The organism is Meiothermus granaticius NBRC 107808 (genome assembly GCF_003574355.1).
Lineage (GTDB): Bacteria > Deinococcota > Deinococci > Deinococcales > Thermaceae > Meiothermus > Meiothermus granaticius.
On record NZ_QWLB01000040.1, the window covers coordinates 1 to 19,602 of the forward strand.

25 protein-coding genes are annotated in these 19,602 nt (G+C 63.6%); 4 read left to right on the forward strand and 21 right to left on the reverse strand.

The window, feature by feature from the left end; genetic code table 11:
- Positions 1-386 (forward strand): zinc ribbon domain-containing protein (locus Mgrana_RS12915; RefSeq protein ID WP_147371304.1); only part of this gene is annotated, 386 nt, incomplete at its 5' end.
- On the opposite strand, the gene Mgrana_RS12920 is transcribed toward Mgrana_RS12915, so the two are convergent.
- The 9 genes from Mgrana_RS12920 to Mgrana_RS12960 are packed head-to-tail and all read right to left on the reverse strand — an operon-like array spanning position 363 to position 6,547.
- Positions 363-821, reverse strand: a complete 459-nt coding sequence (locus tag Mgrana_RS12920) for a rhodanese-like domain-containing protein (protein WP_119358047.1) — start codon at positions 819-821, stop codon at positions 363-365. The genes Mgrana_RS12915 and Mgrana_RS12920 overlap by 24 nt on opposite strands.
- 5 nt (positions 822-826) lie before the next feature.
- Complete coding sequence (soxA, locus tag Mgrana_RS12925; protein WP_119358019.1) at positions 827-1,597, reverse strand: sulfur oxidation c-type cytochrome SoxA; 771 nt, start codon at positions 1,595-1,597, stop codon at positions 827-829.
- A gap of 27 nt (positions 1,598-1,624) precedes the next feature.
- Positions 1,625-2,185, reverse strand: coding sequence for a sulfur oxidation c-type cytochrome SoxX (gene soxX, locus Mgrana_RS12930; protein ID WP_170146480.1), 561 nt, complete (start codon positions 2,183-2,185; stop codon positions 1,625-1,627).
- Complete coding sequence (soxB, locus tag Mgrana_RS12935) at positions 2,182-3,894, reverse strand: thiosulfohydrolase SoxB (RefSeq protein WP_119358021.1); 1,713 nt, start codon at positions 3,892-3,894, stop codon at positions 2,182-2,184. Before soxB ends, soxX (Mgrana_RS12930) begins: the two co-directional genes overlap by 4 nt.
- A complete protein-coding gene (soxX, locus tag Mgrana_RS12940; protein WP_119358022.1) occupies positions 3,891-4,466 on the reverse strand; it encodes a sulfur oxidation c-type cytochrome SoxX in 576 nt (191 codons plus the stop codon). Before soxX (Mgrana_RS12940) ends, soxB begins: the two co-directional genes overlap by 4 nt.
- Before the next feature lie 9 nt (positions 4,467-4,475).
- Entirely contained in the window at positions 4,476-5,255 is a 780-nt protein-coding gene (gene soxA / locus Mgrana_RS12945) for a sulfur oxidation c-type cytochrome SoxA (protein WP_119358023.1), read from the reverse strand.
- A 46-nt stretch (positions 5,256-5,301) separates the two neighbouring features.
- Positions 5,302-5,628: a thiosulfate oxidation carrier complex protein SoxZ gene (gene soxZ / locus Mgrana_RS12950; RefSeq protein WP_119358024.1), complete on the reverse strand. Its 327-nt coding sequence runs from the start codon at positions 5,626-5,628 to the stop codon at positions 5,302-5,304.
- Positions 5,629-5,646: 18 nt separating this feature from the next.
- Positions 5,647-6,108, reverse strand: coding sequence for a thiosulfate oxidation carrier protein SoxY (soxY, locus tag Mgrana_RS12955; RefSeq protein ID WP_119358025.1), 462 nt, complete (start codon positions 6,106-6,108; stop codon positions 5,647-5,649).
- A complete protein-coding gene (locus tag Mgrana_RS12960; RefSeq protein WP_119358026.1) occupies positions 6,101-6,547 on the reverse strand; it encodes a thioredoxin family protein in 447 nt (148 codons plus the stop codon). Before Mgrana_RS12960 ends, soxY begins: the two co-directional genes overlap by 8 nt.
- Before the next feature lie 508 nt (positions 6,548-7,055).
- Here Mgrana_RS12960 and Mgrana_RS12965 point away from each other — a divergent pair.
- Positions 7,056-7,403: an MGMT family protein gene (locus tag Mgrana_RS12965; RefSeq protein ID WP_119358027.1), complete on the forward strand. Its 348-nt coding sequence runs from the start codon at positions 7,056-7,058 to the stop codon at positions 7,401-7,403.
- Between the two features lie 201 nt (positions 7,404-7,604).
- The gene (locus tag Mgrana_RS12970) at positions 7,605-8,735 is read left to right on the forward strand and encodes an RNA-guided endonuclease InsQ/TnpB family protein (protein WP_119358028.1); all 1,131 of its coding nucleotides are present in this window, start codon (positions 7,605-7,607) and stop codon (positions 8,733-8,735) included.
- A gap of 36 nt (positions 8,736-8,771) precedes the next feature.
- Here Mgrana_RS12970 and Mgrana_RS12975 read toward each other — a convergent pair whose 3' ends face one another.
- From Mgrana_RS12975 to Mgrana_RS13015, 9 genes are all read right to left on the reverse strand, one after another.
- Positions 8,772-9,056 carry a metal-sensitive transcriptional regulator gene (locus tag Mgrana_RS12975; RefSeq protein WP_240631372.1) on the reverse strand — a complete coding sequence of 95 codons (285 nt, stop codon included), beginning with the start codon at positions 9,054-9,056 and terminating at the stop codon, positions 8,772-8,774.
- 31 nt (positions 9,057-9,087) lie between these two features.
- Positions 9,088-9,477 (reverse strand): rhodanese-like domain-containing protein, encoded by a 390-nt coding sequence (locus Mgrana_RS12980; RefSeq protein ID WP_119358029.1) that lies wholly within the window; start codon positions 9,475-9,477, stop codon positions 9,088-9,090.
- Positions 9,474-10,184 carry a protein disulfide oxidoreductase gene (pdo, locus tag Mgrana_RS12985; protein ID WP_119358049.1) on the reverse strand — a complete coding sequence of 237 codons (711 nt, stop codon included), beginning with the start codon at positions 10,182-10,184 and terminating at the stop codon, positions 9,474-9,476. Before pdo ends, Mgrana_RS12980 begins: the two co-directional genes overlap by 4 nt.
- 59 nt (positions 10,185-10,243) lie before the next feature.
- On the reverse strand, positions 10,244-11,005 hold the full coding sequence (locus Mgrana_RS12990) for a sulfite exporter TauE/SafE family protein (protein WP_119358030.1): 762 nt from the start codon (positions 11,003-11,005) through the stop codon (positions 10,244-10,246).
- A gap of 6 nt (positions 11,006-11,011) precedes the next feature.
- On the reverse strand, positions 11,012-11,350 hold the full coding sequence (locus Mgrana_RS12995; protein WP_119358031.1) for a rhodanese-like domain-containing protein: 339 nt from the start codon (positions 11,348-11,350) through the stop codon (positions 11,012-11,014).
- Complete coding sequence (locus Mgrana_RS13000) at positions 11,347-12,009, reverse strand: rhodanese-like domain-containing protein (RefSeq protein ID WP_119358032.1); 663 nt, start codon at positions 12,007-12,009, stop codon at positions 11,347-11,349. The genes Mgrana_RS12995 and Mgrana_RS13000 overlap by 4 nt, the downstream gene beginning before the upstream one ends.
- A gap of 13 nt (positions 12,010-12,022) precedes the next feature.
- Positions 12,023-12,349 (reverse strand): rhodanese-like domain-containing protein, encoded by a 327-nt coding sequence (locus tag Mgrana_RS13005; RefSeq protein WP_119358033.1) that lies wholly within the window; start codon positions 12,347-12,349, stop codon positions 12,023-12,025.
- A 71-nt stretch (positions 12,350-12,420) separates the two neighbouring features.
- Complete coding sequence (locus tag Mgrana_RS13010; RefSeq protein ID WP_119358034.1) at positions 12,421-13,863, reverse strand: MBL fold metallo-hydrolase; 1,443 nt, start codon at positions 13,861-13,863, stop codon at positions 12,421-12,423.
- Positions 13,864-13,960: 97 nt separating this feature from the next.
- Positions 13,961-15,232 (reverse strand): NAD(P)/FAD-dependent oxidoreductase, encoded by a 1,272-nt coding sequence (locus tag Mgrana_RS13015; protein ID WP_119358035.1) that lies wholly within the window; start codon positions 15,230-15,232, stop codon positions 13,961-13,963.
- Between the two features lie 126 nt (positions 15,233-15,358).
- On the opposite strand from Mgrana_RS13015, the gene Mgrana_RS13020 reads away from it, so the two are divergent.
- The gene (locus Mgrana_RS13020) at positions 15,359-16,261 is read left to right on the forward strand and encodes a LysR family transcriptional regulator (protein WP_119358036.1); all 903 of its coding nucleotides are present in this window, start codon (positions 15,359-15,361) and stop codon (positions 16,259-16,261) included.
- Here Mgrana_RS13020 and Mgrana_RS13025 read toward each other — a convergent pair.
- The 3 genes from Mgrana_RS13025 to Mgrana_RS17275 form a co-directional block, all read right to left on the reverse strand.
- A complete protein-coding gene (locus Mgrana_RS13025; protein WP_119358037.1) occupies positions 16,258-17,265 on the reverse strand; it encodes a ParB/RepB/Spo0J family partition protein in 1,008 nt (335 codons plus the stop codon). The two genes, Mgrana_RS13020 and Mgrana_RS13025, sit on opposite strands and share 4 nt — an antisense overlap.
- On the reverse strand, positions 17,262-18,020 hold the full coding sequence (locus tag Mgrana_RS13030) for a ParA family protein (RefSeq protein ID WP_119358038.1): 759 nt from the start codon (positions 18,018-18,020) through the stop codon (positions 17,262-17,264). Before Mgrana_RS13030 ends, Mgrana_RS13025 begins: the two co-directional genes overlap by 4 nt.
- Before the next feature lie 334 nt (positions 18,021-18,354).
- On the reverse strand, positions 18,355-19,491 hold the full coding sequence (locus Mgrana_RS17275) for a vWA domain-containing protein (protein ID WP_119358039.1): 1,137 nt from the start codon (positions 19,489-19,491) through the stop codon (positions 18,355-18,357).
- Between the last annotated feature and the right edge of the window lie 111 nt (positions 19,492-19,602).

The window sequence follows — 19,602 nt, forward strand, 5'->3', positions numbered from 1 at the left end:
GGGCTAGACGGCCTCAGCGCTCCACCTGGCGGTCGCTGAAGCGAGCCTGGCTGCATTCCTGGGCTTTCCACGACTTCGGGCAGAAGCTCAGCTACAAAGCCCAACGTCAGGGGGTCAGGGTGGTGTTTGTTGACCCCAGGAACTCTAGCCGGGAATGCCCCTGCTGTGGGCATACCGAGCGGGCCAATCGGCCCAACCAAAGCACTTTTAGCTGTGTGGTTTGCGGTTTCGCTGGGCACGCCGACCACATCGCGGCCCTGAACCTTCGGGAGAGGGGCCGGGCAGTCGTCAACCTGCCGAACGTGGGGGAAGCGAATCGTGTTCTGCATGGTTCTGTCCCTGCAAGCCCTGACCAGAACCCGTTAGGGTTTGGTCGGGGTAGTTGACGGTCTGTCTCCCTCTACGGGTAAACCGGCATCCATCCAACCCTTGAACCCATGTGCGATGTTCTTAGCGTTGATGTAACCCAAAGCCTGCAAGTAGGCCGCAATCACCGCGCTGACGCTTCCGCTCCCGCAGTAGACCAAGATGAGGGCGCTGCGGTCTGTGGGCAGCTCGGCCAGCCGATCCGGAACCTCCCCCGCGTAGATGTGCACCGAGTGGGGGATATACCCCCGCTGCCGCTCCTCCCGGGTTCGCACATCCAGGATGAAGGGGTCAAAGAGGAGCAGGTCGCGGGCCTCGGTGGGATACACCAGATAACTGGCCGGGGGGACCTTCTGGATGAAGCGGCCAAAGGCCGTGGTCCAATCCCCTGCCGCCGCCTGGGCCCGCGCCCAGGGCAGCAGGGGAAGCAAGGCCAGAAGCCGTCTCCGAGACAGCACCGCTACCTCGTGAAGAAAGGAAGCTCCTGGAAGCTGTGCCCGGCCTTGGTGGCCTCGGCCAGAATATAGGTGGTCAAGGCGATCTGGGGCTCGGAGTAGAAGGCCGGAGCGGGGATGCCGACCGAGGCGTAGCAGAACTGGATGCGGTTCTCAAAGGTGTACATCCGATCCTCTTCAAAGCGGTAGGCCGGCCACTCGCTCCCCAGGCCCTGCTGGGGACTCATCACCGGGGAGAGCCGAACCCGCTTTCCGGCGTGGTCGTCGTGGCAAACCGCGCAGCTCATGTCGCGGGGCCCGGCCCGGGTGTACCAGAGTTGCTTGCCCAGGTTGTACATGGCCAGCTCGGCGGGGTGCTTGGGGACCACCTGCATCTTGGCTTTGCTGGACTTGGAGGCCACAAAGGTGGTCAGGGCCACCACATCATCCCGGTTGATCTCCTGGGGCTTGAAGCCCTGGATGCGCTGCATGCAGCTCACGATCCGGGTCTCGAGGTCCTCCACCTTGCCGTCGTCGGCAAAGTAGCGCGGGAGGTAGGGATAAGCCCCCTCGAGCTGGCCCGGCCCCAGTCCGAAATCGCACTCCTCGAGGCTTTTACCCGCCGGCCCCCGCTTGGTATGAAACAGCTCCTCCCCCTGCGAGGCGAAGAGGTCTCCGGGCAGGATACCGAAGGTTTTCAGGTACTGCTCCCGCTGCTTCATGGCCTCCTCAAAGGGGTCCAGGGGCTGGTCCTGCTGGGTCAGGGCAAAAAAGGCCCCCACAAAGGCCAAAATCATGGGTATGAGCACAACTTTTCGCACGGCTCACCTCCGATTGAGCGGGGAGTTGGCATCCACCAAGAAGGCCACCAGATCTGCGGTCTCCTCGGGGGTGAACAGCCCGTGCACCCCGCCGCGGTACATCAGCGAACAGGGCACAAACGCCCAGGAGTTGTAGATCTTCTCGTAGGTGTAGCGGAGGATCGGCTCCGAAGTCCCCCGGGCGCCGTAGTTGGCCAAGCTGGGGCCCATGGTGCCGTAGGCCAGCTGCTTGGGATCCCCCTGGTGGCAGGCGTAACAGTTTCCCCGCTTGGGGTCGGTGAACACCTTTTCCCCGTTCTGCCAATCCCCCAGGAGTTTTCCATTGGCGGGGTAGCGGATCAGGGCCTTCTGCGCCTCGATAAACTTGGGGATAAGCTCCCCCGGCAGTTGGCTTTGGTACTGTGTGCACAGCCGCTGCCCCTCGTCTTGGTCCAGGATGACCTGCGCGTACTGCGCTCCGCCTGTGGCGACGGCGGCCTTGAGCGGATCGCTCTGAGAGGAGGCCAGCCCCAAAAGGGCTAAGGCCGCGATCCAACCGGCTTGTTTTAGGCGTGGTCTCATCATGCTCCCCCAGGAAGACGGTAATCACGGTCCGGCACCTGCACATTGGGTCTAGGCGGCAGGTTGAGCCGGCCCTCCTTCTTGGCGTATTCCACAATCAGCTCATGCACCGGCCGGGGGGTGTGCTGATCCACCCCGACCCCGAGGCGCTGCAACCGGCCCCCATAAGCCGCGACCAAATACTCCCGGTTGGGATCCCAGGAGCGCCCCCGGACCTCGAGGTTCTGGATTCGCCCTCCCAAGGGGGCGTCTACGTTCAAGGTGTAGGTGAGGCCATAGGTCCGGCTCATATCCCCCCCCTGCTGATAGAAGGGATCGGGGGTAAACACATTGGAGGCCACGTCCTCGAGCAACCCCTTGAGCCGCTCCCCCCGCAGCTTGAACAGGTACACCTCTGGATAGGTAAAGCCGGTATAGGCCAGGATGCGGTCCAAGGTTAGGCTTTCCCCCGGCAGCAAGGTGGTGCCCCAGCGGGTTCCCGGGCTAAAGACCACCTCGACCTCGGGGTAACGGGCTTCGATCGCTCGGCAGGCCAGCTCGTCCAGGGTGGAGTACAGGGTGTCCCGCTTGTACAGGAGGCTCTCCACCGGGGCGATGGGCTCGAGCAGATCGGGATTGCTGCGGTAAACCTGGTCCACCAGGGCTTTGGCCTTGGGGTCTTCGGGCAGGGCTCGGGAGAGCACCGGCAGCAGGTTGAGCCGGAGGTCCTCAATCCCGCCCCTCCTGAGGGCCAGATCGATCCGGGCCACCACCTTGCCCCCAGACCCTCCGGCCACCACAAAGGTCTTGCCCACCTGTAGGCGCACCGGGGTCAGATCGTGGGTATGACCCGAGAGGATCAGGTCAATCCCTCGGATGCGCCGGGCCAGGGCCGTATCCAGAGGCAAGCCCCCATGGGAAAGCAAGATCAGCGCATCCACCCCGGTAGACCTGAGCTGGTCTACGGTTTTCTGCAGATCCTGCTCCTTGAGGCCAAAGGAAAGCCCCTCGGTGAACTCCTCGGGATGGGAGACCTTGATATACGGATAGGTGAGGCCGATGACCCCTACGCTGTACTTGCCCGCCGGATACACCGCATGGGTGGGGTACACGGGGTCTCCAAAGCTGTCGTCGGTGGTGTTGTAGCTGAGCACCTGGGCCTTGAGCTTCTTTTCCAGCTGCTCCACTCGAGCCCGCCCCAACGTGTATTCCCAGTGGTACACCATGTGCTGGAACCCGGTGAGGTTCATCCAGTCCACCAGGGCCTCCCCTTGGGTTCGCAGGGAGGGGCCGGAATTGGTCCAGTCATCTCCCCCGTCCAAAACCAGCACCGGCCCCCCCGCAGCCTCCTTTTGCGTGCGGATCAACTGGGTGATCTGCGGGGCCCCTCCGATGGCCCCGAAGCGATCGGCCAGGGTCTTGAAGTCCACATAGCTGCCCAGATAGGCCATCAGGCTGCCCGGCTTGACCCCGTAGTAGCGGAGAAAGTCTTCCCCGGTGAGGTAACCGGGTTGCCCCAGAAGGGGCTGGGGGGCCAGGAGATTGGGCGGCTCCATGTAGTAGTGCGGCCGGAGCTGACCGTGCAGATCGGTGAGGTAGAGAAGGGTCAGGTCTCCGTAGGGAGGAAGGGCATACAGGCTTCCTGGGTTCTCCAAGAGCTGGGCCACGGCCCGGCGCGAAAACGCCAGACCCCCGAGCGCGGCCAGAAAGCCGATAAGCTCCCTTCGCGTCATCGCTTCCCCCCAAGCGCAGGCTTGGTGTTGAAGTCTGAAGCGGGGTTCAACAGGTAGGCCACCACATCGGCAATTTCTTCCGGGGTGAGCAGGCCCTGCACCCCAAAGCGGTACATCACCGTACAGGGGAAGTACGACCAGGCGTTGTAGATCACCTCATAGGTGTAGCGCTGCACCGCCTCCGACTGGCCCCGCTGCAGCCCATACTTTTCCAGGCTGGGCCCCACATCCCCACCCAGGTTGGCCGGGGAGCCAAAATGGCAGCTGAAGCAGTTGGCCTTCTGCAGGTTGTTGAAGATGGCCCCTCCCTTCTGCCAGTCCCCCATGAACTTGTCCCCTTTGGGGTACTGAATGGAGGCCTTTTGTGCAGCCAGAAAACTGGGGGTGGCATCCGCGGGCAAGCGGTTTTGATGCAGCGAGCATTGGAGCTGATCGGCGCTCATGTTGAGCAGCGCATCGGCGAACTTGGCGCCCGAGCCCTGAACCGCCTTGGTTTCCCCAGGCCCAAAGTAGCTCTGGGCCATAGCCCAGGGAGCCATACACGCCAGGACCATCCAGATGAGATTGCGCATACCTTCCTCCTATCGCAAAAACCCAGGGAGCTCAGCCTTGGCCTGATTGGCCTGGTAGGCCATAAAGAGCTGCAAGGCGATAGGCACCGGAGAGTAAAAATCTGGCTGGGGGTGGCCAAGGTTGCCGTAGCAGGCCCGGATGCGGTCCTCCATCGTCCAGGCCTGGTCGTTGGAGTAGCGGTAGGCCGGCCAGTGGCTCATGGAGGCGTCCTTGCCCAAGACGTCCGAGAAGGGCAAAACCCCGCTGCGCCGGTTGACGTAGCTGACGTGGCAGGTCGCACACCCCATGTCCCGGGCCCCACTGCGGGCATAGAACAGCTTTTGCCCCAGCTCGTACATCTCGCGTTCCGCCGGGGCGGCAATCCGTACCTGAATCGGCAGGCCGTCCGACTGGGCCGCGATGAAAAAGGCCAGAGGAACCACCTCAGAGCGCTTGACCTCCTCCGGCTTGAAGCCTTGAAGCTGGGTCATGCAGGTGCGGATTCGGCTGTCCAAGTCCTCCACTTTCCCAGTGTCGGCAAAGTACCGAGGAAGCTGAACCGAAGCCCCCTGGAGAACCCCCGCACCCAGCCCGAAATCGCAGCCCTCCAGGCTGACCCCTCGGGGCCCCCGCTTGGTATAGAAAAGGTCCTTGCCCTGCTCCACAATCAGGTCGGAGGGTAGGATGCCCGAGGTCTGCAGCAGGAGTTGTTTCTGCCGCTTAGCCTCGTCTCGAGGATCTTCCGGTACGCTTTGGGCCAGTACCCCCAGAAGCGAGAGGAGCAACAACGCCAGGCCAGTCCAACGCATAAGCCATCCTTTCGGCTGCCCCTTTCAGGAGCTGCCTCAAATCGCGCTACGCCAGCTCTAACTTGACCGAGGCCTCACCGGTATCGCCCTTGTTGTCCTTGAGCTTGATGTTGAAGGTCCCGGCTTGACCCGCTTGGAACTCCAGACCAAACAGCGGGTTGGCGCTGACCCCAGGCTCCGGCAGGATCGCGGAGACCTTCTGGCCTTCAAAGTAAACATCTACCTGGTCGATGTAGTGAGCCGGGATTAGGTTGCCCTGTTCATCCTTGCGGGTCCCGGGCTCCATGGGGTGTTGCGCCACCACCTGGAGCTTGAAGACATCCCCCGCTTTGGGTTTAGGGGGGGTTATACGGGCCAAAACACGAATCGCCATGTTTGTATCACCTCGCTCCTAACCGCAGCCACCCACGGTGACCCGGGTGCTCGAAGAGGCCATGAGTAGCTTGCCGTCCTGTGTCTCGACCACTGCCCGTACCGCCGAGGTCTCGGCCATGCGGGTACGCGAGGCATACGCGGGCATGGCCTGCCCAGTCTCGACCTTGACCACGTGGGGCGAGGGGTTTTTATCCACGAAGAGGTGGATTGCCTTGACTTGCTCCTTGGGCAGGTTCACCGCGATCTCAAAAGGCACGTTGGCCCCGGACTCGGCGATGGTGGGCATGGTGAGCTTCACTGAATCCGAGGGAACCAGATCCTTGAAGCCTTTGCCCAACACCTTTTGTAGGGCCGGCTCCAGCTTGGCGACGTCCTCCCCCTCGAGCCCACCCTGAGCCCAGGCCGGGATCCACTTGGGAACCAGCAGGGCCCCGGCTACCACACCCACCGACGCTTTGAGAAACAGCCTTCTATCCACAACCCTTACCTCCTGACTTGGCAGAGACCTGCTTCAGTTCCCCTAGGAACTGGGCCGAGGGGCGGCTGCCAAACAGCCGCCCCAGCTCTTTCCACGTATCCCCTTGGTATACGTAGAACACAAATATGGGGGTGCCCAGGGCCCGGGTCTGGCGGGCCAAGGCACCGCCCTCCAGACTCTCGCTGTCCACGCTGGCGACCACAAAGCACTGCTCTAGAAGCTGGGAAACGGCCTCGTTCGAGAGCACGAAGGTGTTCATCTGGTCGCAATAGGGGCAGCCGTGGCGCCAGAAATACACCATCAGGACCCGCCCCTCCTGCTGAGCCAGCTGGCTGGCCTGCGGGTAGGGATACCAGCGGCTGAAGTCGGCCCCTGTCGCCGCAACAACCCATGACGACAGAAGCATAAACCCGATGAGATTGAGAAAAACTGCACGCATGTTTTTCACTTCAAGAATCTGGTGTCATCTTACTACTGGTTTGCCGAATTTGCTAGGAATCCACCTGCAAACCCATAACCGGCATGGCTATATCCAGGGGGTTCAGCTTCCGTGGTTGTGCGGGATATTTGCGTTGCAGTCACATCTTTTCGAAGACGCGGGGGCCTCGAGAATCAGGGTGTTGCCATTACCCATGAAGCGGGTTCCGGCGTATCTAGTCGATATGGTTCAAACCCAAAGGCTCTCCCCTATTCGCAATTAGATCAACGGGCGCCTGCTCTTGCATTGATTTTTATTGGGGATGAATCTCCAAAGTTGAGGATTTTTGTTTATTATTATCCAGATTATCCTATATTTGAGAATTTCATATCAGCTTCACGAATTGCGAGTGGAGCAAAGGGCAGATCTATGGAGGCTGCTCTCCCCCCATCTGAGCCCTCTTGATTCCATCCAGGCTGAGGCAATTAGGTAAGCCGTAGGCCAGATCCGGCCGCGCTATGCTAAGCCTATGTCAGAGCCTACGGCTGAGTTTCGCCACCGCGTTTTAGAGCTGGTCCGCCAGATCCCCCCGGGGCGGGTCATGACCTACGGGCAGGTGGCCCGGTATGCCGGGTTTCCAGGCCGGGCGCGGCAGGTGGGCTTCGTGCTGCACAGCCTTCTGCCGGCATCGGGGGAAATACCTTGGCAGCGGGTGATCAACGCCCAGGGGGGGATCAGCACCTATCGCGTGGGGGTAGGCGAGCTCCAACGCGCGCTCTTAGTGCATGAGGGGGTGGAGTTTAATCCCAGCGGGCGCTGCGACCTCGAGCGTTTCGGTTGGCGGCCAGAGGTGGATGAGGGGGCCTTAGGGCTTTAGAGAAAAGAGGGGGGGTGTGGGAACTATAATCCCCCGGTTCTCGCCTCGTCAGGGCGAGGTGATGGGGAGGGACTCGCAGACATGCCCTGACCCCAGCGGCATGCTCGTCTGCGCTACATGGACACCCCCAGACCGCCCGGTTTTGGCGGCTGAATGTCGTACCAGGCTCACCAAATGTGGCATCATGGGAAAGCGCCAACAATGCGTAAAGCTTTCAAGTATCGCCTTTATCCCACCCAGCCCCAGGCCCGCGACCTGGAGCGCACCCTTTCCCTGTGCCGCCAGTTGTACAACGCGGCCTTGCAGGAACGCAGGGAGGCCTACCGCAGGGCGGGCAAGTCGGTGGGCTTCTACGAGCAAAAGAGGTGGTTGCCGGAGATACGGGCCGAGTTACCCGAGTACAAAGGCATCCACTCCCAGGTGTTGCAGAACGTGGTGGAGCGGGTGGACAAAGCCTTCCAGGGCTTCTTCCGGCGGGTCAAGGAGGGAGAAAAACCCGGATACCCAAGGTTCAAGGGGCAGGAGCGCTACGACAGCTTCACCTTCCCCCAGGCCGGGACTACCGGGGTCAAGCTCCAGGAGGACGGAAAGCGGGTGCTCATCCACGGCATCGGCTCGGTGAAGATGAAACTTCACCGCCCGCTGGAAGGCAGGCTCAAGACCGCCACGCTGAAGCGGGAAGGGGATGACTGGTACATCGTGTTTGTCTGTGAGACCGAGCCCAAACCCCTACCCGAAAACCGGGCAGCCATCGGGATAGACCTGGGCACCAACCCCCACTTCCTCATCGCCTCCGACGGGGAGATGGTTCAGGCCCCCCGGTACTTCCAGAAGGCGCAGGCCAAACTCGCCACCGCCCAGCGCAACCTTTCCAGGAAGAAGCGGGGCAGCCATCGCCGCAAGCAGGCCAGAAGGCGGGTGGCCAAACTGCACCGAAAAATTGCCAACCAGCGCAAAGACTTCCACCATAAAACGGCAAGGAAGCTGGTCAATGCCTATGGAACCATCGTCCACGAAGATCTGAACATCCTCGGCTTGGCCCGCAGCCGCACCGCCAAAGGGGTGCTGGACGCAGGCTGGGCGCAGTTCCTGCAAATCCTCGCCTACAAAGCGGAAGAGGCTGGTAGGCGGGTGGTGGGGGTAGACCCTAGACATACCAGCCAGGACTGCCCGGTGTGCGGGTACCGAGAGAAGAAGCCCTTGTGGGTCAGGGTGTTCCGGTGCTCGGGGTGCGGCAGCTACTTCCATCGGGATGTGGCTTCGGCGATAAATGTCCTGACCAAGGCTCGGACGGAGCCTTCGGGGATGGGTACGGCGTGGGCCGTCCCGTGAGAACCGAGAAGCCCCGTTCTTCAGAACGGGGAGTCGTCACCGCTTGAGCAGCCGCACCGCCTCGAGCACCCCCTGAATGTCGTCGCTCCCCTTGGCCCGGCATTCCTCGAGATAGTTCTCCAGCACCGTCTGCCCTACCGCGTCCAGGGCGCTGCGCACCCCGGAGAGTAGGGTTAGAATCTCATGGCACTCGCGACCCTCCACCACCATGCGCTGCAGACCGCGCACCTGGCCCTCGAGCCGCTTCAGGCGGTTGAGCACCCGCGTGGTCTTGAGGTGGGATTCGTCCGAGGCCGAGTTGGTATCCAAAAGCGTTTCCACAACTACCCTCCAGTGTAGCCTACCTCCCGCTTCAGTGCTCGAGCGGGTAGCCCGCCGATTGCCAAGCCAGAATCCCCCCCTGCACGTTGCGGACGTCCTTGAACCCCATCTGGGCTAGGGTCTCGCTGGCCTGCTTGGAGCGGTTGCCGCTGCGGCAAATCACGTAGATGGGGGCATCCTTCGGAAGTTCCGCGGCCTGGCTCGAGACCTCCCCCAGCGGCAACAAGCGGGCCCCCGGAACATGCCCACCGGCATACTCCTCGGGTTGGCGCACATCCAGCACGATACGGTTGGGCTCGCTGGCCGCCTGTAGATCCTGTACGCTGATGTCTGTATACCCCGTCTTGGGGGCGCAGCCCGCCAAGCCCAGCAGGAGCAGCCCAAGCACCAGCCATATCATCGGGGTCGAGCGCCGCCTCATCTCTGGGCTCCCCCGGCCAGCGAAACCCCACCCGCCTTGAGCACCGCCTCCAGGAATACCCGGTCGGGCTGGCCGCCCAGCACCCGCTCTTGGCGGGCCCCCGTGATGATGGTGTCCGGTACCCCGGAGATATTGAAGTGGCGCGAGAGCTTGGGGAACTCGCTGGCTTCAATCCCCTCCGCCACCACCTGGGGGTTATGGTAGGCGAACTTGAAGGCGGTGAGCACCGCTTTGGGGCAGTACGGGCAGGTCGGGGTGACGAAAGCCTGCATCCGCACCGGGGTTTGCAGGGTCGCCAGCGACTCCCGGCTGCGCTCGCCCAGGTCACTCTGGCCGCTGCCCAGCATGATCAGGGTCTCCAGCAGGGTGGTGAACTCATATCCGCTGGGGATGCCCAAAAAGCGGATGTTGCCCCGCTCGGAACCCGCCTCCCGAAACAGCAGGGTGGGGGCGTAGGACAGGCCCAGCCGCTGGGCTTCGGGATCCGTGAGGAGCGAGCGCTCTTCGATTCGAATCTTATCGCTCAGCTCGGCCACCTCGCGCAGGAGGGCCAGGGTCTCGTTCTGTAAGCCGACCTCGCCCGCTCCGGGCACCTCGAGCAGCCCGCTCTTGAACACCACCACCTCTACCGGGTGCTGCAGGGCGCCCAAAAGCTCTTGAACCTGTTGGCGAAGCGAGTCGGGAAGGAGTTTCTCGGTTTTTTCCATGGTATCCTCTTTGATTTCAGGCCGCCCAAGGCGTTTGGGGCGCACCTATAAGATCTTCTTTATCGCAGCAGCTTGCCCAGGTCTTGCCAGAGGATGAATCCGCCCATCACCAGCAAAAACCCAGCAAACCCCTGTCGCAGCATGGGCTGGGGGATCCGGCTCCCCAGGTGCCGCCCGATGAAGCTGCCCACCACCCCCAGGACCGCAAACAGCCCGACCAGGTGCCAGTGAACGCTATACCCCCACTGAGGCAACAGGTGCAGGTACTTGTAAAAGCCGCTGGCCGAGTTGAGGGTGATCACCACCAGGCTGGTCCCCACGGCCAGGGTCATGTCCAACCTCCCCATCAGCACCAGGGCCGGGACGATCAAGAACCCACCCCCCACCCCCACTACCCCGCTCAATACCCCCACCGAAAGGCCTTCCAGGGACAGCTTCCAGGCCGGGCGCGGGGCTGGGGGGTGCGCGGCGCGGGAGGGGCGATACATGCGGTAGGCCGCAAAGAGGATGACCACCGCAAACAACCCCATCTGCCAGGGTCCAGGAATCCATTTGGAGGCATACGCCCCGAAGTAGGTACCCACCATGCCCGGCAGCCCGAAGACCAGCACGTGAAACCAGCTCACCTGGGCCTTCAGGGCGTAGGGGATCGCCCCGAACAGGGCGATCAGGCCCACAATGGCCAGGGATTCCGCGATGGCCAGCTTGCTGGGCTCCCCCACCAGAAACACCAGGACCGGAACGGTAAGGATCGCGCCCCCGGACCCCAGCATTCCCAACGAGAGGCCAATCAGGACCGCACCCACCCAAGCCAGGATCATCGCACCTCATTTCAGCGGCAGTTTTGCCGCCCGCCAGGCCAGAATACCGCCCTGGAGATTGTATACCCTGAAGCCTTTGGCCGCCAGAAAGCGTGCGGCGGTGGCGCTACGGCTGCCGCTGCGGCACTGGCAGATGATCTCCCGGTCCTTAGGCAGCTTCTCCCACTCGGCGGCCAGGCGGTCCAGGGGCAGGGCCTGTGAGCCGGGGATTTTGGCCTCCTGGCGCTCGAGGGGCGTGCGCACATCCAGGATGAGGGCCCCCGCCTTGGCTTTGGCCTGGGCCTGCTCAGGGGTTAGGCGCTCCACCGCCCCCCCACCGAGCAACCGGGAGAGCCAACCCATCATCGCTCTACCTCAAACCCCGCCGCCATCCAACCCGAGGTCCCGCCCTCAAGGTTGGCCACCTTGGCCGGGTCAAACCCCTGCCCAACCAGGTACTCCGCGGCTTGGGAGGAGCGGTTGCCGGAAGCGCAGATCAATACCATCGCCCGGTCGCGCGGAAGCTCAGCAACCCCGGCGACAAAGCGGCTCAAGGGGAGGTTCACGGCCCCGGGCACGTGCCCCATGGCGTACTCATAGGGCTCGCGCACATCCACCGCGTAGGCCCCGGCCTGAATCCACTGCCGCGCCTCGTGGGGGGTCAGTTCCGTAAAGGCGGTGTCCTGGTAGGTGGCCTCCAGGTGCTGGGTATCCAGGGGTAACCCGCTCTGGTACCAGCTCAGGATCCCTCCCTCCAGGTTGAGGAGGTTGGTGTAGCCCTTTGTGGCCAGCCAGCCCGCAGCCTGTGCGCTGCGGTTGCCGCTACGGCAGTAGAGCACCACCGGCCGGGTTGTGGGGATCTCCCGGTACCGCCCGGCAAACTCCGAAAGGGGAATCAGCTGAGCCCCTTGAATCCGGACCTGGGAAAACTCCTCGGGCTCCCGCACGTCCACGAACAGCACGTCCTGCTCGAGCAGCTTTTGGGCTTCTTGGGGGGGAATGTCTTTATAGGGTGCAGTCAGCATACATCTCCTTGGTCTAAACCGGGCTGGTGCAGGGAATTCCGGCTTCACACCAGGCCTTGATACCGCCCTCGAGGTGCCAGGCCTGGGCGTGTCCGAGGCTTTGCAGGGTCTCGAGCCCTTCCTGGGAGCGGTTGCCGCTGCGGCAGTACAGCAGCACCGGCCGTTCCCGCTCCAGGTACAGCGGGGCCAGGGCCTCCAACTTGGCCAGGGGGATCCTCAGCGCCCCAGGCAAAACGCCCTCCACCCACTCCTGGGGTTCGCGCACATCCACCACCTGATACCGCTGCAGGGTGTGGTACGCCGTCCTGACATCCAGATGGGGTCTCTTGATCGGGTTCATGGGGGTAAAACGCACTCCTGTTCTCACGGGGACCCCCCCTGTGGGCGGGGCTCCGGTTTACACGATGGACCTTAGGACTTGACCAGCTCGCGGGCCGGTCCCTTCTCAAGCGGAAACCGCTCGCCCTGCCAGGCCCGAATCCCCCCGGTCAGGTTGATCAGGTTGGTGAAGCCCGCCGCCATCAGTGCGCTGATGGCCGTAGAGGAGCGGTCTCCTCCCAAGCAATGCACGACCACCGGCTTGTCTTTGGGGATGGCTCCCAGGTGGTTCATGACCCGACCGGCGTGGATGTTGAGCGCACCAGGAACATGCCCGGCCTGATACTCATCCGCCCCCCGCACATCCAGCACCGCGACCTCTCCCCTCTCCCAGCGCTGTTTGGCCTCAGCCGCGCTGATCTGGGAGACGGTCTCGAGCTCGCCCTCGGTGTACCCCTCGAGGCTGGGGATATACCCCACCACCCGGTCCAGCCCAATCCGCACCAGCCTGGCCACCAGCTCAGGCACCCGCTCCTCCCCGGCCAACAAGATCAGCTCCTGATCGTAGGGCAACAGCCAGCCCGCCCAGGTCGAGAAGTTCTTATTGTCCGGAAGGTTGATGGCCCCATGGATGTGCCCGCCGGCAAAGGCCAGTTTGTCCCGGGTGTCCACCAGGAGCGCCCCCTCCTTCAGCTTGCGCTGGAACTGCTCAGGGGTCAGCTCACGGGGCTTGGGCAGGTCTCCCAGGATGGGCATTCCATCACGGTTTAGCCGCTTCATCACCGCGAAGTAGTAGGGCGCTTCGGGTTGACCCGCCAGCAGGGCCTGCACAAAGCCCTCCTCGTCGTCGTTGCGCAGATAATCGGCCCACCAGGCAAACCGCCGCTCATACCCCACGGTGGTGCTGGGCACCGCCCCCAGGGCCTTGCCGCAGGCCGAGCCCGCCCCGTGGCCCGGCCAAACCTGGACGTACTCCGGCAGGGTCAGGAACTTCTCCTTTAGGCTCTTGAAGAGCCGCCGCGCCCCCGGCTCCGCGGTACCGGCGATGCCGGCCGCCTCCTCCAGCAGGTCTGGCCGCCCCAAATCCCCCACGAACACGAAATCGCCGGTCAGGAAATACCCCGGCTCGCTGGCCGCGGCCCCGTCGGTGAGGAGAAAGCTGATGTGCTCAGGGGTGTGGCCAGGGGTATGTACCACCTTCAGGCTGAGGTTGCCCAGTCGGATGGCGTCGCCATCCTTGACCAGGCGGTACTCAAACCCCTCCAGGCCGCTGTACTTCCATGCCGCATCCCCCTCGTCCGACAGGTACAGCGTGGCCCCGGTGGCCTTGGCCAGCTCCCGGGCCCCCGATAGGTAGTCGGCATGGATATGGGTCTCGGTGACCGCGACGATGCGCATCCCGTTTTTTTGCGCCTCCTCGAGATACACCCGGATATCCCGCCGCGGGTCCACCACTACGGCTTCTCCACTGGCCTGACAGCCGATCAAATAGCTGCCCTGGGCCAAGCCTTCCTCGTAGATCTGTTTGAACAGCATCCACTTACCTCCTCCCTTGGCATGGTATATCCCCAGGGGATATCCGTCAACTACCCCCTGGGGATATAATCGATAATCCCTTCCTGTATCGGCCGGTTCAAGCCAGGCCCTTGAGCATCAAATCCCAGTACATCAGGGGTAGGCCGTACTTCTTGAGCAGCCACATGTCGTAGCGCTCCTTCTGGGTGTTGATCAGGGGCACCGTGGGGTGCCATTTGTTGTCGTAGAGGAACTCGGCCAAAAACATCTTGCCGTAGGCGGTCACCAGGGGGCAGGAGGTATAGCCGTCATACTGGGCCGAGGGGGCTTTGCCGTTCATCGCCCCCAGCAGGTTCTCCACCAGTACCGGGGCCTGTTTGCGCACCGCCGCCCCGGTTTTAGAGGTGGGCAAGCTGCTGGCGTCCCCCAGGCTGAACACGTTGGGATAGCGCACGTGCTGGAGGCTATGCTTGTCCACCTGCACCCAGCCCAGCGGCGTGGAGGGGTCGGCCAGGGGGCTTTGCTTGATGAAGTTGGGGGCGCTCTGCGGGGGCGAGACGTGCAGAAAATCAAAGGGGATGGTGATCCGGGGCTTGGGCGCGTCCGGCGCGGCCTTCACCGTGGGGTGGTTGGCGGTCAGCTCAAAGGTGGCTTCCTTCTTGACCCCATCCACGGCGACCAGCTCCTGGTTGAACTGGGTGTGGATGCCGTAGCGCTCGATCACCTTGTCCAGCACCGCCTTGATCTCCGGCACAGCGAAAATGGTGGTCCCCGCCGAACCGAAGATCACCTCGAGGCCCTTGGCGAAGCCGTGGCGCCGGGCGTAGTCAGCGGTGAGGTACATGATCTTTTGCGGGGCTCCACCGCACTTAACGGGGGTGCTGGGGGCCGTGAACAGGGCTACCCCTCCCCGGAGCTTCTGCATAAACTCCCAGGTCTTGGGGGCCAGATCAAAGCGATAGTTGCTGCTCACCCCGTTTTTCCCCAGGGTCTCGCTCAGCCCCGCCACCTTGTCAAAGTCGAGTTGAATCCCCGGGGCAACCACCAAAAAGTCATACCCAATCTCATCCCCCGCGCGGGTGGTGACAATCTGGCGGTCGGGGTCAACCTCCTCGGCGTAGTCCTGAATCCACTTGACCCCCCTGGGGATCAGGGGCTCTTCATTGCGAACGGTGGCCCCCGCCGCATAGGCCCCCGCCCCCACCAGGGTCCAGGCCGGTTGGTAATAGTGGGTTTTGGAGGGCTCGAGGATGGCGACATCGGGCTCCCCCCTGCGCCGTAGCCGCGCGGCGACGGTCAGCCCGGCGGTCCCACCCCCCAGGATTAGGATACGGTGGTGCAGGCGGGCTTTGAGGTTTGGCTTTACAGACTGGGTTTCTCTGGCGATCATGCATCTACCCCCTACCGGATTGTTTAGACCTCCCCCAAGCCTAGATATAACCCTTTGGTAAATCAAATAGCTCTTGGTTATAACAAATATAACCCCACCCGGTATAATTGCCCTCAGATTCGGTATATGCGGCTAAACCCTCGCTATCTAATGGTGTTCTGTGTGGTGGCGGAGCTGCGCAGCCTAAGCCGCGCGGCCGAGGCCTTGAACCTGAGCCAGCCCGCGGTGAGCAAAATGCTGCGCGGGCTGGAGGATATCGTGCGACAGCCGCTGTACGAGCGTACCCCCCGAGGCATCACCCTGACCCAGGCCGGGCGGGATCTGCTGCCCTACGCCTGCGCGGTGAGCCAGAGCCTAGACCGGGCCACACGCTTCATCGAGGCGGACCGCTCAGGCCGCCCCACCATTCAGCACCTGGGGCTCTCCTGGAGCCTGATCCCCCGCTACCAGGCCCCCCTCCTCCGCTGGGCCGCGCAGGAAAACGCCCTGGAGCCTCACCTCACCCATGCCACCAGCCTCGAGCTCATCGAGATGGTGGGGGCCCGTGAGCTGGATGGGGCGCTAACCTTGAGCGGCGGGGAAAACCTGCCCGAGCCCCTGGAGGCCCGCCGGGTCGCGCTGGACGAAGCCATCCTGGTGGTGGCCCCCGACCACCCCTGGGCCAAGCTCGGAGGGATTCCCCTGGGCATGCTGGAGGGGGCCCGGATCCTGCTGCCCCAGCGCAGCTCGAGGCTACGCTTGCGGCTGGAGGGCCTGCTCCAGCGCCATGGAATCGTTCCTGCCCAGGTAGTGGAGTGCGGCAGCCCTTTCGGCGTACGGACCGCGGCAATTGCGGGGCTAGGGGTGGGCGTGGTCTGCCAGTCGTTTGTGCAGCTCGAGGTGGGCGCCGGGCTCCTCAGCAGCCTGATCATCGAAGGCTCCGGATTTTCGCTCAGCGTGCAGTGGATTACCCACCCCGAGCCGCCGGTGGGCTCCACCGCCCGCGAACTCACCGAGCGGCTGCTGTTCTTCCTCACACACACCCACTAGCGCGGGATCTGGCTCAGCAGGGCCTCGAGCTCCGCCAACAGGGCCTCGGCCCTTTCCTGCTGGGCTTCGCTCAGGGCACCCCGTTTGAGCCGGCGGGCCACCCGGGCCGCCCGCCCGTGCAGGGTGCCCACCGAATCGGCGGGGGTGGAGATCCGGCTGCGAAGGGCCGAGAGCGAGAGGTTGTGCTCTAGGGCCTGGCGCAGCAGCGCCTTGCGGGCCTCGGCATCGGGTAAGCGAGCGATCAGGCGGGCTTTGGAGTACTCAAGCTGCCCCTCCCGCAGGGCCCGCTGCAGCTCCTCGGGCAGGCCCAGTATGGGCAGGCGGTGCTTGTAAAAAGCCTCGAGGCTGATCCGCTGGTGCCGCTCAAACACCTCGCGGATGCGCCGCTCGAGCTCGGTTCCCCGTATACTTCCCCCGGCCTCCGGCGGCAGCCTCCGCTCGTTGTGAAGCTTGTGAAGCGCCCGAATCACCGCCCCCTGGGGTTCCTCCGAGGCCTTACGCCAGGCCTCAAACGCGGGCACCCCGGTCAGCTCCAGCACCAGGCGCTGGAGGTAGCCCAGGGTCTCCTCGTAGGTGGAGAGGTCCTCACGGTCCAGGTTCTCAGCCAGGGAGAGGCTGTAGGCCTCCGAATCCGAGAGGGTGCGAATGCGCGCCCGCAGGGCCTTGAGCCCCGCCAGGGCCGCGGCCCGCAAGCGGCGTTCCCCCACCACCACCTGATAAACCCCCTCCTCCAAGGGCCGCACCAGGATGGCGTGGATTTGCCCGTGCAGCCTGAGGTCCTGGGCCAGCTCATCCAAGCGTTTGGGGTTGAAGTATCGGCGGGCGTTCCAGGGGGCCGCCTGAAGCCGCTCGAGGGGGATCTCCACCTCCCCCTCTATCCCCGAAAGCACCGCGGCCTGCTTCTTTTCTAAGCCCTCCCGGTAGCCCACCAGGGCGGTGGTGTCCAGGGTGAACCGCCGCCCCTTGCTCCCCCCCTTGGGGGTCTTGGGTTGATGCGCGCTCATGCCAGCACCTCCTCAGCCAACTGACGATACTGGGCAGCGCTCGCGCTTTCGCCTTGATACTCGAGGATGGTCCGGCCCTGACTAGGGGCCTCCGCCAGCCGTACGGCCTCATGAATCACCGTCTTGAACACCGGCAATCCAAACTCCGGCAACTGGGCCAGCACCTGTTGAGCCAACAGGGTGCGGCCATCAAAGCGGGTAGCCAACAAGCCCAGAACCCTGAGCTCTGGATTGAGCTTGCCCTGAATGTAGCGCAGGCGCGAGAGCAGGGTGGTCAGCCCCTGCAGGGCAAAAAAGTGGGTGGCCACCGGAACAATGACCTCGTGGGCCGCACCCAGGACATTGATGGTGAGCATCCCCAGGTTGGGGGGGGAGTCAATGAGGATAAAGTCATAGTGATGGAGCAGCCCCGGGCTCAGGCTCGAGCGGAGCAGGGTCTCCCGGCTAAAGCGGTTGATCATGGCGAACTCCACATCCGCAAGCTCGATATCGGCGGGAACCACCTGCAGATTTGCGTCGTCGGTTTCATACACCGCTTCGGCCAGGTCCCCCTCCTCACGGGCCAACACACTGGAAAGGGTCTGTTCAAACCCTGAGGGGTCCAGCCCCATACCTACGGTGAGGTTAGCTTGTGGATCCGCGTCCACCAGCAGCACCTTGAGGCCACGCTCGGCCAGGGCGGCCCCCAGGTTGATGGCGGTGGTGGTTTTGGCTACCCCGCCTTTTTGGTTTGCCAGGGCAATCACTCGAGCCATACATCCATCATCTTACCCACAACGTTGTGGGTAAAGCCCTCGATCCTCACCTCTTCATATCGGAACCCCCCCGACATCGCGCCCCTTGGGTAAAGGAGCCCCTTGAAGCAAGGCCTGGGTTTTCGCGCTGCAGCTCCTTCATTTGGGTGGCTCCGCAGCTACCCACAACGTTGTGGGTAGCGCCCCTTCTCCAGGCCGCCCTGCAATCCTAAAAATGTTCGGAAGGGCACCCATCGAAGAAGGCCTATCAGGGGATACACCCTTGGCCCTAGGGTGCAGACATCCCCGACCGGACCCAGTCCGGTCGGGGATCCCGTTGCTCGTCCCTACAGGTTCACTCTTCGGTTCGCTTCCGGTAGTTCAGGCTCAGGAGCCGTTGCTCCGAGAGGAGCCGGGTGCTGTACGCGGTACTCTCCCGGGCCATCCGGTCGGAGACCCGAGGGTCATAATGCTTGTGAAGCCAAGCCAGGCTCTCCCCATGGGCCTCAAGGGCCTCCATCAGGGCCTGGGCTCGAGGCTCACTCCCCAAGGGGTGACCCCGGAGGTGCTCGAGGAGCGCCAAGACCTTCCCCCGAAGCACCTGGGCCTCCTCTTGGCTCCGGGCTTCCCTTTCCAGGAGCTCCGCCGCGTCCTGGATCAGGGCCTCCAGCTCCACCTTGCGCCAAGCCTCGGTGCCCTCTGGAGCGAAGGAGGGAAGGGGGTGGTGACTGCGTACCTCCCCTTCTGGCGTCCGCGCCACCACCTCCAGGGGCCCTACCCCGTTGGCCTGGAGCAGAAGGACCCGCCGCTCCCCCAGGGCAAAGGGGGCCAGGTGCCGCAGCTTACCGCCCAAGGCTACCCTTACCCCCAGGTTTACCGGACCCTTGAGGAAGGCCAACTCCCCCTCCAGGGCTTCCCCGAGCTCCCCTTGGGCCGCGTAGAAGTGGGTACCCCCACCCGCCAGGGCCAGGCTCACCATGAGCCTGCGGTCGAAGTCCTCGCCGAAACCGAAGGTGAAGGTATAAACTCCTGCCTCCGCGGCTTTTCTCGCCTCCTCGGCTAGGGCCTCGAGGTTGGTAAGGCCTACGTTGGCCAAGCCATCCGAGAGAAGCAGGACGAACCGCGGCCGAGCCCGGTCCCGGAGGAGCTCTGCCCCCTGCTTCCAGCCCGCGTGTAGGGCGGTCTGACCCCTGGCCTCCAAGCTACGAAGGAGCGTCCGGGCTTCCTTCGGAGAAAACCCCCCCACCAGCACCTCGTGATCGTAGGCCACCATAGCGAGCCGTGCCCCTTGAGGGAGGGAGGAGAGAAGGGCTGAGGCCGCGGCCTTGGCCTCCTGGAGTTTCTGGCCGGCCATGCTCCCCGAGCGGTCCAGAACGAGGACCGCCTCCGGGAGCACGGGCACACCCCCCACTGCCCGGAGCTCCACCCACACCAGGTCCCGCTCTGCCACCCGCGCCCGCAGCACCTCAACGTTCAGCGTCGCCTTATCCATCGCGCACCTCCGGGTTCATCTTAGGGGGGCCCCACCTTTCCGTCCGACGGAATCAGGCCCGATAGTTCCCCTCTCATGCCGGCCCGTAGCGTTCAACTTCGGCTTCCCTTG

What these genes read in the sequence shown, in the direction of transcription:
- Mgrana_RS17275 (WP_119358039.1), bottom strand. Translation starts at nt 19,491, where the DNA reads ATGGATAAGGCGACGCTGAACGTTGAGGTGCTGCGGGCGCGGGTGGCA.
- Mgrana_RS12990 (WP_119358030.1), bottom strand. Translation starts at nt 11,005, where the DNA reads ATGATCCTGGCTTGGGTGGGTGCGGTCCTGATTGGCCTCTCGTTGGGA.
- soxZ (WP_119358024.1), bottom strand. Translation starts at nt 5,628, where the DNA reads ATGGCGATTCGTGTTTTGGCCCGTATAACCCCCCCTAAACCCAAAGCG.
- soxX (WP_119358022.1), bottom strand. Translation starts at nt 4,466, where the DNA reads ATGCGCAATCTCATCTGGATGGTCCTGGCGTGTATGGCTCCCTGGGCT.
- Mgrana_RS12960 (WP_119358026.1), bottom strand. Translation starts at nt 6,547, where the DNA reads ATGCGTGCAGTTTTTCTCAATCTCATCGGGTTTATGCTTCTGTCGTCA.
- soxB (WP_119358021.1), bottom strand. Translation starts at nt 3,894, where the DNA reads ATGACGCGAAGGGAGCTTATCGGCTTTCTGGCCGCGCTCGGGGGTCTG.
- Mgrana_RS13005 (WP_119358033.1), bottom strand. Translation starts at nt 12,349, where the DNA reads ATGAACCCGATCAAGAGACCCCATCTGGATGTCAGGACGGCGTACCAC.
- Mgrana_RS13030 (WP_119358038.1), bottom strand. Translation starts at nt 18,020, where the DNA reads ATGGCTCGAGTGATTGCCCTGGCAAACCAAAAAGGCGGGGTAGCCAAA.
- Mgrana_RS12995 (WP_119358031.1), bottom strand. Translation starts at nt 11,350, where the DNA reads ATGATGGGTTGGCTCTCCCGGTTGCTCGGTGGGGGGGCGGTGGAGCGC.
- Mgrana_RS12970 (WP_119358028.1), top strand. Translation starts at nt 7,605, where the DNA reads ATGCGTAAAGCTTTCAAGTATCGCCTTTATCCCACCCAGCCCCAGGCC.
- soxA (WP_119358023.1), bottom strand. Translation starts at nt 5,255, where the DNA reads ATGCGTTGGACTGGCCTGGCGTTGTTGCTCCTCTCGCTTCTGGGGGTA.
- Mgrana_RS13010 (WP_119358034.1), bottom strand. Translation starts at nt 13,863, where the DNA reads ATGCTGTTCAAACAGATCTACGAGGAAGGCTTGGCCCAGGGCAGCTAT.
- pdo (WP_119358049.1), bottom strand. Translation starts at nt 10,184, where the DNA reads ATGGAAAAAACCGAGAAACTCCTTCCCGACTCGCTTCGCCAACAGGTT.
- Mgrana_RS12965 (WP_119358027.1), top strand. Translation starts at nt 7,056, where the DNA reads ATGTCAGAGCCTACGGCTGAGTTTCGCCACCGCGTTTTAGAGCTGGTC.
- soxX (WP_170146480.1), bottom strand. Translation starts at nt 2,185, where the DNA reads ATGATGAGACCACGCCTAAAACAAGCCGGTTGGATCGCGGCCTTAGCC.
- Mgrana_RS13020 (WP_119358036.1), top strand. Translation starts at nt 15,359, where the DNA reads ATGCGGCTAAACCCTCGCTATCTAATGGTGTTCTGTGTGGTGGCGGAG.
- Mgrana_RS13015 (WP_119358035.1), bottom strand. Translation starts at nt 15,232, where the DNA reads ATGATCGCCAGAGAAACCCAGTCTGTAAAGCCAAACCTCAAAGCCCGC.
- Mgrana_RS13000 (WP_119358032.1), bottom strand. Translation starts at nt 12,009, where the DNA reads ATGCTGACTGCACCCTATAAAGACATTCCCCCCCAAGAAGCCCAAAAG.
- Mgrana_RS13025 (WP_119358037.1), bottom strand. Translation starts at nt 17,265, where the DNA reads ATGAGCGCGCATCAACCCAAGACCCCCAAGGGGGGGAGCAAGGGGCGG.
- soxA (WP_119358019.1), bottom strand. Translation starts at nt 1,597, where the DNA reads ATGATTTTGGCCTTTGTGGGGGCCTTTTTTGCCCTGACCCAGCAGGAC.
- Mgrana_RS12980 (WP_119358029.1), bottom strand. Translation starts at nt 9,477, where the DNA reads ATGAGGCGGCGCTCGACCCCGATGATATGGCTGGTGCTTGGGCTGCTC.